Origin of the sequence: Sphingobium sp. MP9-4 (assembly GCF_005281675.1) — a bacterium.
GTDB lineage: Bacteria > Pseudomonadota > Alphaproteobacteria > Sphingomonadales > Sphingomonadaceae > Sphingobium > Sphingobium yanoikuyae.
In genome coordinates this window covers 31138-46641 of sequence record NZ_LUFI01000034.1, presented here as the reverse complement: position 1 = coordinate 46641, position 15504 = coordinate 31138, and the positions used below count along the sequence as shown (strand labels likewise).

Here is a 15504-nt window from a genome sequence, read left to right as displayed (position 1 = left end):
TCCCTCAATCCGTCTCGCGCGCGAAGAAGCGCACGCTATGATCGCCGTTCGCGCGGCCGGTGAAATGCGGCGCGCTGAATGCCATGCCCATCACCCCCTGGCTCCAGTCGGCTGAGACGCCGATATCCTGCACCCAGTCATAGAGCATGGTCCGCCGCGCGATCCGCCACTGCCCGTCGCGCCGTTCGAGAATGTCGAGATAACGGCCGCCGATCATGACGTCGCGCTGCGCGTCGCCCATGTCGATGCGATGATAGGATTGGACCTGCGTCTCGACCCGCGCCGTATCGCCCGCCAGGTCGATGACGCTCTGTCCCAGCAGATGCTGGGTACAGAGGATCGCGTCGGCACCGGGCACCACCCAGGCAAGATAGGCGTCGAAATCACCGGCGAACACACCATAGTCGGTGCTGCCGTCCGGCCAGCAGCACGCCCGGATCAGATCGGCGTCGCGCCGGTCCTCACCCCGCGCCAGCCGGGCGAGGCAATCGCGGATCGCCTCCCGGTCCAGCATCGCCTGCAATGGCATGGCGGCAATCTCCATCCGGCCCTCTCCTTCCCGCCCGTCATGGCGGGCTGTCTGTCCATGGGCCGGTCATAGGCGCGCGCCATGGCGCGTCGCTTGACCAATTTAGACAGGAGAGAAGCGGGCGTCCTCAGCCGCGCGGGGCGAGGCCGGCAATCAGCAGGTCGACCTGCGCCATCGCGATCGCCTCGGCGCTCATCGCGCCTGCCGGATCGCGCCAGCGCGCCGCCCAGTTGAGCGCGCCGGCCAAAGTGAAGGCCGCCAGCTTCACGTCGACCGGGGCGATCGACCCGTCCGCCACCGCGTCGGCGATCAGCCCGCGCATGGCCAGGTCGATGTCGCGCTTGCGCGATCGGAACAGGATCGCGCCTTCGGCCGACAGGCATTCGTCACCCGTCCGCACCACGCAGGCGCCAAAATCATCCATGATCACCGCGCCATAGCGGCGCAGGAAATAGCCGAGCCGGGCCAGACCATTGCCTTCCCCCGCGCGGGCCTCATCGGCCGCCGCGCGCAGCATTTCCAGGCCGCGGGTGACGCATTCGATCAGCACCTGCTCCTTGTTGCCCAGATAATGATAGATGGTCGGCTTGCTGATCCCCAGGCTCGCGGCGACATCGTCCAGCGAGGTCGCATGGAAGCCGCGCGCGTTGAACATGCGCACCGCCGCGCGCAGCACCGCCTCGCGCTTTTCCTCCCGCTCGCGCGCCTTCTCCTCCCGCGTGCGGAAGGGAGACGGGATCGCCACTGCGCTTTTCGCCGACACTCGCTGTTCCTCCATGCCGCCTGTTGACAAGAAATCGCAACAGGCGCAACCTACTCATGAGTATAGGAGAGACGCAAGGGTTTATGCTGACCGAAATCCAGAGCGCGATTCGCGATACCGTCCGGGATTTCGCCCAGGCGACGATCCGCCCCCATAGCGCCCGGTTCGAGGCGGAGGGCGGCTATCCCCGCTCGCTGTTCGAGGAGATGGCCGGCCTTGGCCTCTGGGGCATGACCGCGCCCGAAGCCTATGGCGGCGCGGAGGCGGATTCGGTTTCCTATGCCCTCGCCCTGATGGAACTGGCCGCTGCCGACGGCGCCCTCTCCACCATCGTCTCGATCCAGAATTCGATCCTCGTCTCTGGCCTGCTCAAGGATGGCAGCGAGGAACAGAAGGCCCGCTTCCTTCCCGACCTGATTGGCGGCCGCACCATCGGCGCCTTCGCCCTCACCGAAAGCGATGCCGGCTCCGACGCGTCGGCCGTGCGCACCCGCGCGGTCAAGGTCGATGGCGGCTGGCGCATCACCGGCGCCAAGCAGTTCATCACCTCCGGCAAGATCGGCGGACTGGTGATGATCATCGCCGTCACCGATCCCGACGCCGGCAAGAAAGGCCTGTCCGCCTTCATCGTGCCGACCGACCGGCCAGGCTATGCGGTCGACAAGGTCGAACACAAGATGGGCCAGGGCGCGTCGGACACCTGCGCGCTGCGGTTCGAGGACATGTTCGTCGAGGATGATCTGCTGATCGGCCAGCCGGGCCAGGGCTATCGCATCGCTTTGGCCAATCTGGAAACCGGCCGCATCGGCATCGCCGCCCAGTGCGTCGGCATGGCGCAGGCGGCGCTGGAGATTGCCGTCGCTTACGCCAAGGACCGCAAGAGCTTCGGCAAGGCGATCATCGAGCATCAGGCAGTCGGCTTCCGCCTTGCCGACCTCGCCACCCGACTGGAGGCCGCGCGCCAGCTCGTCCTGTCCGCCGCCGCGATGAAGGACAGTGGCCAGCCGGCCCTGACCCAGGCGTCGATGGCCAAGCTGTTCGCCTCCGAAGCGGCCGAGGCGGTGGTATCCGGCGCGATGCAGACACTGGGTGGCTATGGCTATCTTGAAGAATTCGGAATCGCGAAAATCTACCGCGATGTCCGCGTGTGCCAGATTTACGAGGGCACGTCGGACATCCAGCGCATGGTCATTGCGCGCAGCCTTTGAAGGAGAATTAGGATGCAGGACGATCCGGTAGTCATTGCGAGCTATGCCCGCACCCCCATGGGCGGGTTCCAGGGCGCGCTCTCGGCGGTCAAGGCCACCGATCTTGGCGCGACGGCGGTCAAGGCCGCGGTCGAGCGCGCCGGCGTCGCTACTGACGCCATCGATCGCATCTATATGGGCTGCGTGCTGCCCGCCGGCCTGGGCCAGGCGCCCGCGCGCCAGGCGGCGCTCGGCGCGGGCCTCGGCCTCAATACCGAGGCGACGACCGTCAACAAAATGTGCGGATCCGGCATGCAGGCGGCGATCATGGCGCATGAGGCGCTGGCATCGGGCGCGGCCGACATCGTGATCGCCGGCGGCATGGAGAGCATGACCAACGCCCCCTATGCCCTGCCCAAGCATCGCAGCGGCGCACGCATCGGCCATGACCGCATCATCGACACGATGATGATGGACGGGCTGGAGGACGCCTATGAACCCGGCAAGGCGATGGGCGTCTTCGCCGAAGAGGCCGTGCGCGACTATCAGTTCACCCGCACCGATCAGGATGATTATGCCATCCGCTCGCTCGACCGCGCCAATGCGGCGATCGGCAGCGGCGCCTTCGTCCGCGAGATCACGCCGGTCACCGTATCGGGCCGGGGCGGCGACACCGTCATCGATACCGACGAACAGCCCGGCAAGGCCCGGCCGGAAAAGATCCCCGGCCTCAAGCCCGCCTTCGTCAAGGATGGCACCATCACCGCCGCCAATGCCTCGTCCATTTCGGACGGCGCCGCCGCGCTGGTGATGACCCGTCAGAGCGTCGCGGAAAAGCAGGGCCTTAAAATGGTGGCGAAGGTCGTCGCCACCGCCGCCCATGCCCATGAGCCCGCCAAGTTCACCACCGCGCCGGTGCCCGCGATGCGAAAGCTGCTGGCCAAGGCCGGCTGGTCGGTCGAGGATGTCGACCTGTTCGAGGTCAACGAGGCCTTTGCCGTGGTCGCGATGATCGCCGCCAAGGAACTGGGCATCCCGGCGGACAAGCTCAACGTCAATGGCGGCGCCACCGCGCTGGGCCATCCGATCGGCGCATCGGGCGCGCGCATCGTCGCCACCCTGCTCGGCGCGCTGGAAACCCGCGGCCTCAAGCGCGGCGTCGCCAGCCTCTGCATCGGCGGCGGCGAAGCCACCGCCATGGCCGTCGAACTCGTATAATTCTGCCGGGAGAGGACAGATAATGGATATCAAGGGACTGGCCGCCATCGTCACCGGTGGCGCCTCCGGCCTCGGCCGTGCCACCGCGACCATGCTCGCGGCGCAGGGTGCCAAGGTCGCGATCTTCGACCTCAATGAGGAAGCCGGCAAGGCGGTCGCCGCCGAAATCGGCGGGCTTTATGTCGGCGTCAATGTTGCCGACGATGCCAGCGTCACCGCCGGGCTCGACGCGGCGGAAGCCGCCCATGGCACCGCCCGCATCCTCGTCAATTGCGCCGGTATCGCCCCGGCCGTGAAGACGGTGGGCAAGGAAAATGTGCCTCATCCGCTCGACAGCTTCGCCAAGACGGTGACCGTCAACCTGATCGGCACCTTCAACATGATATCCAAATTCGCCGCCCGCGCGGCAGCGGCCGAGGAGATGGACGGCGAGCGGGGCGTCATCGTCAACACCGCCTCGGTCGCGGCCTATGACGGCCAGATCGGCCAGGCCGCCTATTCCGCGTCGAAGGGCGGCGTGGTCGGCATGACCCTGCCGATCGCCCGCGATCTCGCCCAGCACAAGATCCGCGTGATGACGATCGCGCCGGGCATCTTCCTGACGCCGATGCTGGAGGCCTTCCCCCAGCATGTGCAGGATGCGCTGGGCGCGCAGGTGCCCCACCCCAGCCGCCTCGGCAAGCCGGCCGAATATGCCCAACTCGTCGAATCGATCGTCCGCAACCCGATGCTGAATGGCGAGGTGATCCGCCTCGACGGCGCCATCCGCATGGCGCCGCGCTGATGAGCGGGTCGGGCAGCGGCGTGGCGCTGGCGATCGCCGACGGCATCGCCCGGATCACGCTGGATCGTCCGGCGGTCGGCAATGCGATCGACCTGCCGCTCGCCCGTGCGCTGCTCGACGCCGCGATCCGGTGCGAGGGCGATGCGGCGGTCCGCTGCGTCGTCCTCACCGGCAATGGCAAGCTGTTCTGCGCCGGCGGCGATGTCGCGCTGATGGGCGGCGCGGGCGCGCAACTGCCCACCGTCCTCACCGAACTCATCGCCACCTTCCACGCCGCCGTCACGCGCCTCGCCCGCATGGCCAAGCCGCTGGTGACTTTGGTCAACGGCCCGGCGGCGGGCGCAGGCTTCAGTCTCGCCATATTGGGCGATGTCGTGCTGGCCGCCCGCTCGGCCCATTATACCGCGGCCTATGGCGCGATCGGCCTGACCGCCGATGGCGGGCTCAGCTGGCTGCTGCCACGCCTCGTCGGCCTGCGCCGCGCGCAGGAGATCATCCTCACCAACCGCCGCATCAAAAGCGAGGAGGCCGAAGCCATCGGCCTCGTCACCCGGCTGGTCGATGATGACGCGCTGGAGGCGGAAGGGCTGGCGCTCGCCACCCGCCTCGCCGACGCGCCGACGGCCGCCTATGGCGCCGCCCGCACCCTGCTGCATGACAGTTTTGACACCGGATTCGAGACCCAGCTCGACCGCGAATTGCGATCGATGGCGGTCGCCGGCGCCGGCGAGGCGCAGGAGGGGCTTGCCGCCCTGCTCGCCAAGCGTCCCCCCCATTTCAGAGGAGCCTGACCTATGGCCGAGGCCTATATCGTCGAAGCCGTCCGCACCGCCGGCGGCCGTGCCCGCAAGGGCGGGCTGATCGACATCCATCCCGCCGATCTGGGCGCCACCATTCTCAACGCGCTGGTCGACCGCACCGGCATCGATCCCGCCGCCATCGAGGATGTGATCGTCGGCTGCGTCAGCCAGGCGGGCGAACAGAGCTTCGCCTTCGGCCGCAACCTCGTCCTCGCCTCCAAGCTGCCCGACAGCGTGCCGGCCGTGACGATCGACCGGCAATGCGGCTCCTCGCAGCAGGCACTGCATTTCGCGGCGCAGGCGATCCTGTCCGGCACCCAGGACCTGGTGATTGCGGCGGGCGCCGAAAGCATGACCCGCGTGCCGATGGGCTCCAATTTCCAGCTCCACGCTGCCGCCGGGCTGGGCGACGGCCCTTGGCCCAAGAGCATCCAGAAACGCTATGGCGTCGCCGAATTCAGCCAGTTCCATGGCGCCCAGGCGATCGCCAACAAATATGGCTTCACCCGCGAGGATATGGACGCCTATGCGCTGGCCAGCCATGCCAAGGCGGCAGCCGCGATCGACAGCGGCGCCTTCAAGGCGGAGATCGTTCCCGTCCTGACGCCCGAGGGGATTTTCGACACCGACGACGGCGTGCGCCGTGGCGGCACGATGGAGGCGATGGCCAGCGTCAAGACGCTGGAGGAAGGCGGCACCATCACCGCCGCCAATGCCAGCCAGATGACCGATGGCGCGTCGGGCGTGCTGGTGGCGAGCGAAGCGGCGATCAAGCGTTTCAACCTCACGCCGCTCGCCCGCATCGTCAACCTGACCGTCACCGCCGGTGATCCGGTCATCATGCTGGAGGAGCCGATCCCCGCCACCCGCAAGGCATTCGAACGCTCGGGCCTGAAACTCGACGATATCGACCTGTTCGAGGTGAACGAGGCCTTCGCCTCCATCCCTATGGCCTGGCTCAAGGCGATCGGCGCCGATCCGGCCAGGCTCAACGTCCATGGCGGCGCGATCGCGCTCGGCCACCCGCTCGGCGCATCGGGCACCAAACTGATGAGCACGCTCGTCCATGCGCTGAAAGCACGGGGCAAGCGCTATGGCCTGCAGACCATGTGCGAAGGCGGCGGCATCGCCAATGTGACGATCGTGGAGGCACTGTGATGGCTTTGAAGACGCGTTTCACCGAATTGTGCGGCATCGAGCATCCGATCGTGCAGGGCGGCATGATGTGGGTCGGCCGCGCCGAACTGGCCGCCGCCGTCTCCAATGCCGGGGGCCTCGGCATCCTGACCGCGCTCACCCAGCCGACGCCGGACGATCTGCGCCGCGAGATCGATCGCTGCCGCACGATGACCGACAAGCCGTTCGGCGTAAACCTCACCATCCTGCCCTCGGTCAATCCGCCGCCCTATGCGGAATATCGCCAGGCGATCATCGACAGCGGCATCAAGATCGTCGAGACCGCCGGCCATAAGCCGCAGGAACATGTCGATGATTTCAAGGCGCATGGCATCATCGTCGTCCATAAATGCACCGCCGTCCGCCATGCCCTGTCGGCGCAGCGGATGGGCGTCGACGCCATCTCGATCGACGGCTTCGAATGCGCCGGCCATCCTGGCGAGGACGATATTCCGGGCCTCATCCTGATCCCGGCGGCGGCCGACAAGCTCAGCATCCCGATGATCGCCAGCGGTGGCTTCGGCGACGGCCGCGGCCTCGCCGCCGCGCTGGCGCTGGGCGCGGAAGGCATCAACATGGGCACCCGCTTCTGCGCCACGGTCGAGGCGCCGATCCACCAGAATGTGAAGCAGTTCCTGGTCGACAATGACGAGCGCGGCACCAACCTCATCTTCCGCAAATTCAAGAATACGGGTCGCGTCGCCAAGAACAGCGTGTCGGACGAGGTGGTCGAAATCTCGCTGCGCGAAGGATCGGTCTTCCCCGACATCCAGCCTTTGGTGTCGGGCGCCAAGGGCCGGGTCGCGCTCGAAACCGGTGATCTGGACGCGGGGCTGATCTGGGCCGGCCAGATTCAGGGCCTGATCCACGACATCCCGACCTGTCAGGACCTCATCACCCGCATCGTCGACGACGCCACCGCAATCATCCAACGCCGCCTCGCCGGCTTCGTCACGCCGGAACTGGCGGCAGTAGGCTGATCCGTCCAATGCCTCGCCGAACCTGATTCGGGGAGGTATTGGAGATGCATGTCGCCATCGGCGCATCTCCAATAGCCCTGTCCTATTCGCCGCTTCTCTGATCTATCCTCGACGATGGATCGCACCACGACCCCCTTGATTCCAACTGAGCATTCGTGCCCCAACCGAAGCGCGGGCGGTGCGTGGCTGTCGCTTAGCCGGCGCGTCATCATGACCCGAATGGCGCGTCACTCTGACCCGGATGTGACCCAAGCGTCGCGTCGGTGGGGCGTTGCCGGGGCATGTGGGGCGCATTCCGCCCTTTTTGCCGCACGACACTATATACTTTGCCCGGTGGAACGCGGGTGTGACCTAATCCTGTGCCAGCAGCAGCGCGGCATAGGGCGGCAATGCCATCCCCGGCGCCGCATCGCCGATCGCCGCGATGATCGCGCCACGCCCTTCCACTTCGTCCGGCCAAGGCGCGGGCGTCGGCGACAGGTTGAAGATGCAGGTCAGCGCCTGATCCTCTGCCACCCGGCGGAAGGCCAGGCACTGGTCGTCGGCACGCATGATATCCAGGCGCCCATGGCGCAACGCCGGGTTCGCCTTGCGCAGCGCGATCATCGCGCGGGTGAAGTGGAGCAGCGACGCGGGGTCGCCCTCCTGCGCTGCCACCGCCCGCGCGACATTCTCCGCGCCCAATGGCAGCCAGGGCTCGCCATCGGTAAAGCCCGCCTCCGCGGCATCGACCGACCAGGGCAGCGGCGTCCGCGCACCGTCGCGCGACAGGGTCAGCGGCCAGTTGGCGATCGCCTCGGGATCCTGCAACTTCTCGAACGGGATATCGACCTGGGTGATGCCCAGTTCCTCGCCCTGATAGAGGATGACATTGCCGCGCAGCGCCATCAGCAGCAGCATCTTGAGCCGGGCGAAGGCGGGCTGATCCTCCGGCGTACACCAGCGCGACAAGGCGCGCGGCGCATCATGATTCTCGAACGCCCAACTGGGCCAGCCCATGCCCGGTTCGTCCGGCCAGCGCGCCAGCGTGTCCGCGATCAGGCCCGGCGTCAGCGCCGGGGCATAGAGGAAGTTGAAGCCATAGGCGCTGTTGAGGTGATCCTCGCCCGCCGTATAGGCCTTCATCTCCTGCTCGGCGAGGTCGCCGCCCACCTCCGCCACGGTGAAGATCGCGCCATAGCGATCGGTCAGTGCCCGGATGCGCGCGACGAAATCGACCACGCCGGGATGCGACTGGCTGTAGCGGCGAATCTGATAGTCGAACGGCCGGGTGCGCGGCCCTTCCCCCTCGGGCGCGGGTGGATTGTCGCGCAATTCCGGGTCGTGCATCGCATGGTTGAGCGCATCGAGGCGAAAGCCGTCGACGCCCCGGTCCAGCCAGAATTGCATCGCCGCCAGCAGTGCATCCTGCACCGCGACATTATGGACGTTGAGCTGCGGCTGGCTGGTCAGGAACTGGTGCATATAATATTGCCGCCGCCGCGCGTCCCAGGTCCAGGCCGGGCCGCCGAACACCGACTGCCAGTTGTTGGGCGGGGTGCCATCCGCCCTGGGGTCGGCCCAGACGAACCAGTCCGCCTTGTCATTGTCCCGGTCCTGCCGGCTCTGCGCGAACCAGGGATGGAGGTCGGAACTATGGGCATAGACCTGGTCGATCGTGACCTTGATCCCCAGTTCATGCGCGCGCGCCACCAGCGCATCGAAATCGGCGAGCGTGCCGAAGATCGGGTCCACCCCGCAATAATCGGCGATATCATAGCCGAAATCGCGCATCGGCGAGGGGAAGAACGGCGAAATCCAGATCGCGTCCACGCCCAGCCGGGCGACATGCTCCAGCCGCGCGGTGATGCCCGGCAGGTCGCCAATGCCATCGCCGTTCGAATCCTGAAAACTGCGGGGATAGATTTGATAGAGGACCGCGCCCTTCCACCAGGGCCGATCGCCTGCATCACGACTGTCGGGAGCCATTTGCGCCACCCCATGTCCCAAGCCTGCGGCGCATCATGCCGCAGCGCCAGTCTACACGGCGCCGCGCGCAGGTGAAGAACTATGTTGCGGCTGCGAAGAGATCAGGGCGTATGTCGGGATCGCGTCACGCTGGAAATCAGCTGGTTGATGACGCACTCATCCTGCGCGGCGGATGCACAGATGCCGCACAGCCAGTCCAGACAACGAGCCAGCAATGCCATGGCCCTCTCCTTCTTCTTTATGCGCGCAGAATAACAGGATTCGCGGGCATGGAAAAGCGGGAGAAGAGGGCGGATCGGCGCCTATTGGTCGGCGCCGATCACCCGGTAGAGCAGGATGCGATTCTGCACCGCCGCCAGCTCAGTTGCGATCGCCGACTGCTGGGCGCTGTAGAGCGAACGCTGGCTGGTCAGCGAATTGAGGAAGGTGTCGATGCCCGCGCGATAGCGCTGGTCCGCCAGCGCATAATAGCGCTGGTTCGCCGTCACCAGCGCCTGCTGCGCCGCCTGCTGCCGGTCGATCGTGCCGGCCCGCGCCAGCCCGTCCGACACTTCCTGGAAGGCGGTCTGGATCGCCTTCTCATATTGCGCGACGTAAAGGTCGCGCTGCGCCTTGCTATAGTCCAGATTGCCGCGCGCCGCCCCGCCAAAGATCGGCATGCTGGCCGATGGTGCCGCCGACCAGGCAAAGCCGCCATCGCTGAACAGCGAGGACAGGGCCGAGCTGGCCACGCCGATCGCCGTGGTCAGGCTGATCTTGGGGAACATCGCCGCCCGCGCCGCGCCGATATCGGCATTGGCGGCTTTGAGCTGATGCTCCGCCTGCAACACATCGGGTCGCTGCAACAGCACGTCGGAGGAGAGGCCGGCAGGCACCTTCGCGGTCGACTGCAACAGGCTGTCGAGCGATTGCGGCAGCAACGCATCCTCGACCGGCGCGCCGACCAGCAGTTCCAGCGCGTTGCGGTCCTGCGCGACCTGGGTGACATTCGCCTCGATGTCGGAGCGCGCCTGCTCCACCGTGGTTTCGGCCTGATGCACGTCCAGCTTGCCGGCGAGGCCCGATGTGTTGAGCGTCTGCGTCAGTTTCAGGCTGCGCTCCGCGCTCGCCAGCGTCTGGCGCGACAGGGCCAGCAATTCCTGGTCCGCCGCCATCGTCGCATAGGCGTTCGCCGTCTCGGCAATCAGGGTGATGCGGGTCGACCGCATGCCTTCCTGCGTCGCCAGATAGGATTCGAGCGCCGATCGGGTCAGATTCTTGACCCGGCCGAACAGGTCGATCTCGAACGCGCTGAAGCCGACATCGGCGCTATAGCTGTTCTGCCGATTGTCATTCTGGCGACTGAAGCTTGCCGCCGCATCGCCAGTGATCGTCGGCAGCTGCGCCGCCCGCTCGACCTTATATTGCGCCCGCGCCGACTGGACATTGGCCAGCGCCACCCGCAGGTCGCGATTATTGGCCAGCGCCCGCTCGATCACGGTCTTGAGCCGCGCGTCGCCGATCAGCGCGGTCCAGGGCAGGCCCGCAGGTTCGGCGCTGGCCGGGGCATAGGCCTCACCCGTCGGGAAGGCCGGCGCCACCGGCGTTTGCGGCCGGACATATTTGGGCGCCATGTCGCACCCGGCCAGCACCAGCGCCGACAGCGGCATCATCATCCATGCAGCGCGGGTCATGCGGGCACTCCGTCCACGGGCGGTTCCTGGGCCGGCGGCTCGCCACCCGGCTTCTTCTTGTCCATGCCGAACAGGCGGGCGATCGAGACGAAGAAGAGCGGCACATAGAAGATCGCCAGCACCGTCGCCGTCACCATGCCGCCGACCACCGCCGTGCCGATCGCGACGCGGCTCTGCGCGCCAGCCCCAGTGGCGATGGCGAGCGGAATGACGCCCGCGATGAAGGCCAGGCTGGTCATCAGGATCGGACGGAAGCGCAGCCGCGCCGCCTCCAGCGCCGCTTCCAGCGCATTGCGACCATTGCGATGCGCCAGTTCGGCAAACTCGACGATCAGGATCGCATTCTTCGCCGCCAGACCCATGGTGGTCAGCAGGCCGACCTGGAAGAAGATATTATTCTCCAGCCCGCGCAGCGTCACCGCCAGCACCGCACCGATCAGGCCAAGCGGAATGACCAGCAGCACCGACAGCGGGATCGACCAGCTTTCATAGAGTGCGGCGAGGCAGAGGAAGACCACCAGCACCGACAGGCCATAGAGCAGGGGCGCTTGTCCGCCGGACAGTTGCTCCTGATAGCTAAGGCCGCTCCAGGCATAGCTGGTGCCGGCCGGCAGCTGCTTCTGCAGTGCCACCATCCGGTCCATCGCATCGCCCGAGCTGGCACCCGGCGCCGACTGGCCCTGGATCTCGAAGGAGGACAGGCCGTTGAAGCGCTGCACGCTGCTCGGCCCCATCACCCAATGGCTGGTGGCAAAGGCGGAGAAGGGCACCATCTCGCCGGTCGTGCTCGACCGCACCATCCAGTTGTCGAGATCGCTCGGCAAGGCGCGATAGGGAGCGTCGGCCTGCATATAGACGCGCTTCACCCGGCCGCGATCGACGAAGTCGTTGACATAGGTGCTGCCCCAGGCGGAGCTGAGCACATCGTCGACATTGGCCTGGGTCAGGCCCAGCACGGTCAGCTTCTCGGTATCGATGTCGATCTTGAGCTGCGGCGTATCCTCCAGCGAGGCCGCACGCACGCCGGCCAGCACCGGATCCTGCTGCGCGGACGCGATCAGCTGGTTGCGCAGCTCCAGGAAGCGCTCACGGCTGAGGCCGCCGCTGTTCAGCAGTTCGAAGGTGAAGCCGTTGGACTGGCCCAGGCCGCGGATTGCCGGCGGCGTCATCGCCAGCACCTTGGCATCGCGGATCGCGCCCAGCTGCTTGGTCGCCCGGTTGGCGATCGTGCCGGCCTCGTTCGTCTTGCCCTTGCGATCGTCCCATGGCGCCAGGTTGATGAAGCCCTGGCCGACATTCTCGCCCTGCCCCTGGAAACTGAAGCCGGTCATGATGAAGGCGAAGGCGACATTGTCCTTCTCGTCATTCAGGAAATAGCTCTGCACCTGGTCGATCGCCGCGTTGGTGCGGCTCGACTTGGCACCGGACGGCAGCGTGACCTGCACCATCACCTGGCCCTGATCCTCGACCGGCAGGAAGCTGGTGGGCAGACGCATGAACAGCAAGACCAATATACCCAGCACCACCACATAGAGGCCCCAGAAGATGCCCCGCTTGCCGATCACGCCCTGGGTGCGGCGGACATAGCCATTGGTCAGCCGCTCGAACCAGCGGTTGAACTTGCCGAACCAGCCCTTCTCGCGATGCGCCTTGTCGATCGGCTTCAGCATGGTGGCGCACAGGGCCGGCGACAGGATCAATGCGACCACGACCGACAACAGCATCGACGACACGATCGTGATCGAGAATTGGCGATAGATGACGCCGGTCGATCCGCCGAAGAAGGCCATGGGCAGCAGCACCGCCGACAGCACCAGCGCGATGCCGACCAGCGCACTGCCAATCTCCATCATCGACTTGATCGTGGCGTCGCGGGGCGACAGCCCCTCTTCCTCCATGATGCGCTCGACATTCTCCACCACGACGATCGCGTCGTCGACCAGCAGGCCGATCGACAGCACCATGCCGAACAGGGTCAGCGTGTTGATCGAATAGCCGAACAGGGCAAGGATGCCGAACGTGCCGAGCAGCACGACCGGCACCGCGATCGCGGGCACCAGCGTCGCGCGCCAGCTCTGCAGGAAGACGAACATCACGATGACGACCAGCACGACCGCCTCGATCAGCGTCTGCACGACTTCCTCGACCGACAGCTTGATGAAGGGCGTGGTGTCGCGCGGATAGACGATCTTGTAGCCGTGCGGCAGGTTGCCACCCAGTTCGGCGACGCGCGCCTTCACCAGCTCGGCGGTCTTGAGCGCGTCGGCGCCCGGCGCCAGCTGCAACGCCATGCCCGATGCCGGATGGCCGTTGAGGCGCGCGCTGGTGGTATAGCTTTCATTGCCCAGCTCGACGCGGGCCACGTCGGACAGGTGGACGACCGACCCGTCGCTCTGCGTCTTCACCACGATGTTGCGGAACTGGTCCGGCGTTTCCAGGCGCGCACGCGCCGTAACGGTGGCGTTGATCTGCTGGTTGGCCGGTGCCGGATCGGCGCCGATCTGGCCGGCCGACACTTCGATATTCTGCGCCTTGATCGCGGTTTCGACGTCCGACGGCATCAGCTTGACCGCGGCCAGCTTATAGGGGTCCAGCCAGATGCGCATCGCATATTGCGACCCGAAGATCTGGGTCGCGCCGATGCCGTCGATCCGGGCGATCGAATCCTGGAAATTATTGACCAGATAGTCGGCAATGTCCGCCTGGGTGGCATTGTCGGTCTCGTCATAGAGACCCACCAGCATCAGGAAGTCGGTCTGCTGCTTGGTGACCGACAGGCCCTGCTGCTGCACGGCGCTGGGCAGGCGGCTCAGCGCCTGCTGCACCCGGTTCTGCACCTGCACCTGCGCGGTGTCGGGATCGGTGCCCTTCTGGAAGGTGACGGTGATGCGCGACTGCCCCGTCGATGTCGACGAGGAGGAGAAATACATGAGGCCGTCGATGCCGGTCAGCTGCTGTTCGATGACCTGGGTGACGCTGGTCTCGACCGTTTCGGCCGACGCGCCCGGATAGGTGGCGCTGATGCCGACGCCCGGCGGCGCGATGTCGGGATATTGGGCGACCGGCAGCGACAGCATGCCACCCAGGCCCGCCAGCATGATGCCGATGGCGATGACCCAGGCAAAGATCGGCCGGTCGATGAAAAAGCGGCTCAGCACCGGGCCTCTCCTACTTCTTCGCCGCGACGGCGACGGGCTTTACCTTGTCGTCGGGCTGGACCTTGTCGGTGCCTTCGACGATCAGCCGGTCGCCGGCCTTCAGGCCTGCGGTGATCAGCCATTTGTCGCCGATCGCCTGCGCGGCGGTGACGGTGCGGCGCTCCACCTTGTTGTCCTTGGTCACGACCAGCGCGGTCGCATTGCCCTTGGCGTCGCGGGCGATGCCCTGCTGCGGCGCCAGGATCGCGCCGGGCACGACCGACTGCGGCGCCACGACGCGCACGAACATGCCGGGCAGCAGCATGCCGTCGGGATTGGGGAAGCGCGCGCGCAGCGTCACCGTGCCGCTGTCGACATCGACGATCGGCTCGGCAAATTCGATCCGCCCTTCCAGCGGATATTCGCTGCCATCGTCCAGCTTCAGCCGGATCGTCGCGCTGGCCGGCAGCGTCTTGCCCGCCGCCAGCGATCGCCGCAGCTGCAGCAACTGGCTGCTCGACTGGGTGACGTCGACATAGATGGGGTCAAGCTGCTGGATCGTCGTCAGCGGATCGGTCTGGCTGGCGGTCACCAGCGCGCCGGGGGTGAAGAGGGTGCGGCCGATCCGGCCGCTGATCGGGGCGCGCACCTGGGTGAAGGTCAGGTTGACATTGGCGGTGTCGAGCGAGGCGCGCGCCTGGCCCACGGCGGCCGCTGCCTGGCGCGCCGTCGCGATCACATCGTCGCGGTCCTGCGCGCTCACCGCCTCGGTATCGCCCAGGCCGCGATAGCGCTGCGCCTTGGCCTGTGCCGCTACCGCCGTCGCCTGCGCGCTCACCAGCGCCGCCTGCGCCTCGTCGCGCGACGCACGATAGAGCCGTTCGTCAATCTGGTAGAGCGGCTGGCCGGCCGTCACCATCGATCCTTCGGTGAACAGCCTTTTCTGGATCACGCCGGTGATCTGCGGCCGGACTTCCGACTGCATGGTCGACACGGTGCGCGCCGGCAATTCGGACGAGACGGTCACATTCTGTGCCGCCAGCGTCACCACGCCCACTTCCACAGGCCCTTTCTTTGGCGCCTTTTCCTGTCCGCAAGCGGTGATCAGGATGCATAATGCGATCGGTGCGACCCGGAGGCTCCGGAGCTCTGTGAAAATGGGCATGGCTTCACATCGTTACCGCCGGCAGGCAGCGCCGACGATCGCCTGATCGCGATTTGAGGCGTATCCTGCTAGACCAAGTTGATATCCTGACGCATCATCATGTCGCGTGACATCCGAACGCGTA

The 15504-nt window shown here is 66.5% G+C and carries 12 protein-coding genes; 6 read left to right on the top strand and 6 right to left on the bottom strand.

The genetic code is table 11. The features are described 5' to 3' along the window. Window positions 1-4: 4 nt before the first annotated feature. Both A0U87_RS11455 and A0U87_RS11450 read right to left on the bottom strand, forming a co-directional pair. Window positions 5-544: a nuclear transport factor 2 family protein gene (locus A0U87_RS11455; protein ID WP_048939206.1), complete on the bottom strand. Its 540-nt coding sequence runs from the start codon at window positions 542-544 to the stop codon at window positions 5-7. 112 nt (window positions 545-656) lie between these two features. After that, window positions 657-1292: a TetR/AcrR family transcriptional regulator gene (locus A0U87_RS11450; protein WP_048939218.1), complete on the bottom strand. Its 636-nt coding sequence runs from the start codon at window positions 1290-1292 to the stop codon at window positions 657-659. 83 nt (window positions 1293-1375) lie between these two features. Here A0U87_RS11450 and A0U87_RS11445 point away from each other — a divergent pair, with 83 nt between their 5' ends. From A0U87_RS11445 to A0U87_RS11420, 6 genes are read left to right on the top strand one after another with little or no spacing between them, the layout of a single operon-like run. Beyond that, window positions 1376-2500: an acyl-CoA dehydrogenase family protein gene (locus A0U87_RS11445; RefSeq protein WP_122928412.1), complete on the top strand. Its 1125-nt coding sequence runs from the start codon at window positions 1376-1378 to the stop codon at window positions 2498-2500. A 12-nt stretch (window positions 2501-2512) separates the two neighbouring features. Further along, window positions 2513-3697, top strand: a complete 1185-nt coding sequence (locus A0U87_RS11440) for an acetyl-CoA C-acyltransferase (protein ID WP_137405569.1) — start codon at window positions 2513-2515, stop codon at window positions 3695-3697. Window positions 3698-3719: 22 nt separating this feature from the next. Continuing rightward, on the top strand, window positions 3720-4481 hold the full coding sequence (locus tag A0U87_RS11435) for a 3-hydroxyacyl-CoA dehydrogenase (protein WP_048939207.1): 762 nt from the start codon (window positions 3720-3722) through the stop codon (window positions 4479-4481). Continuing rightward, a complete protein-coding gene (locus tag A0U87_RS11430; protein WP_048939208.1) occupies window positions 4481-5272 on the top strand; it encodes an enoyl-CoA hydratase-related protein in 792 nt (263 codons plus the stop codon). The genes A0U87_RS11435 and A0U87_RS11430 overlap by 1 nt, the downstream gene beginning before the upstream one ends. A gap of 3 nt (window positions 5273-5275) precedes the next feature. Next, a complete protein-coding gene (locus A0U87_RS11425; protein ID WP_048939209.1) occupies window positions 5276-6439 on the top strand; it encodes an acetyl-CoA C-acetyltransferase in 1164 nt (387 codons plus the stop codon). Beyond that, window positions 6439-7437, top strand: a complete 999-nt coding sequence (locus A0U87_RS11420; protein ID WP_048939210.1) for a nitronate monooxygenase family protein — start codon at window positions 6439-6441, stop codon at window positions 7435-7437. Before A0U87_RS11425 ends, A0U87_RS11420 begins: the two co-directional genes overlap by 1 nt. A gap of 351 nt (window positions 7438-7788) precedes the next feature. On the opposite strand, the gene A0U87_RS11415 is transcribed toward A0U87_RS11420, so the two are convergent. From A0U87_RS11415 to A0U87_RS11400, 4 genes are all read right to left on the bottom strand, one after another. Beyond that, the gene (locus A0U87_RS11415; protein ID WP_048939211.1) at window positions 7789-9405 is read right to left on the bottom strand and encodes an alpha-amylase family glycosyl hydrolase; all 1617 of its coding nucleotides are present in this window, start codon (window positions 9403-9405) and stop codon (window positions 7789-7791) included. 302 nt (window positions 9406-9707) lie between these two features. Then, the gene (locus A0U87_RS11410) at window positions 9708-11078 is read right to left on the bottom strand and encodes an efflux transporter outer membrane subunit (protein ID WP_048939212.1); all 1371 of its coding nucleotides are present in this window, start codon (window positions 11076-11078) and stop codon (window positions 9708-9710) included. Further along, the gene (locus tag A0U87_RS11405) at window positions 11075-14236 is read right to left on the bottom strand and encodes an efflux RND transporter permease subunit (RefSeq protein WP_037521992.1); all 3162 of its coding nucleotides are present in this window, start codon (window positions 14234-14236) and stop codon (window positions 11075-11077) included. Before A0U87_RS11405 ends, A0U87_RS11410 begins: the two co-directional genes overlap by 4 nt. A 10-nt stretch (window positions 14237-14246) precedes the next feature. Next, window positions 14247-15380, bottom strand: a complete 1134-nt coding sequence (locus tag A0U87_RS11400) for an efflux RND transporter periplasmic adaptor subunit (RefSeq protein ID WP_026109107.1) — start codon at window positions 15378-15380, stop codon at window positions 14247-14249. Window positions 15381-15504 lie beyond the last annotated feature (124 nt).

Excerpts from the sequence above, each read along its gene's own strand:
- A0U87_RS11455 (WP_048939206.1), bottom strand. The coding sequence starts at position 544 with ATGGAGATTGCCGCCATGCCATTGCAGGCGATGCTGGACCGGGAGGCG.
- A0U87_RS11445 (WP_122928412.1), top strand. The coding sequence starts at position 1,376 with ATGCTGACCGAAATCCAGAGCGCGATTCGCGATACCGTCCGGGATTTC.
- A0U87_RS11440 (WP_137405569.1), top strand. The coding sequence starts at position 2,513 with ATGCAGGACGATCCGGTAGTCATTGCGAGCTATGCCCGCACCCCCATG.
- A0U87_RS11435 (WP_048939207.1), top strand. The coding sequence starts at position 3,720 with ATGGATATCAAGGGACTGGCCGCCATCGTCACCGGTGGCGCCTCCGGC.
- A0U87_RS11430 (WP_048939208.1), top strand. The coding sequence starts at position 4,481 with ATGAGCGGGTCGGGCAGCGGCGTGGCGCTGGCGATCGCCGACGGCATC.
- A0U87_RS11425 (WP_048939209.1), top strand. The coding sequence starts at position 5,276 with ATGGCCGAGGCCTATATCGTCGAAGCCGTCCGCACCGCCGGCGGCCGT.
- A0U87_RS11420 (WP_048939210.1), top strand. The coding sequence starts at position 6,439 with ATGGCTTTGAAGACGCGTTTCACCGAATTGTGCGGCATCGAGCATCCG.
- A0U87_RS11415 (WP_048939211.1), bottom strand. The coding sequence starts at position 9,405 with ATGGCTCCCGACAGTCGTGATGCAGGCGATCGGCCCTGGTGGAAGGGC.
- A0U87_RS11410 (WP_048939212.1), bottom strand. The coding sequence starts at position 11,078 with ATGACCCGCGCTGCATGGATGATGATGCCGCTGTCGGCGCTGGTGCTG.
- A0U87_RS11400 (WP_026109107.1), bottom strand. The coding sequence starts at position 15,380 with ATGCCCATTTTCACAGAGCTCCGGAGCCTCCGGGTCGCACCGATCGCA.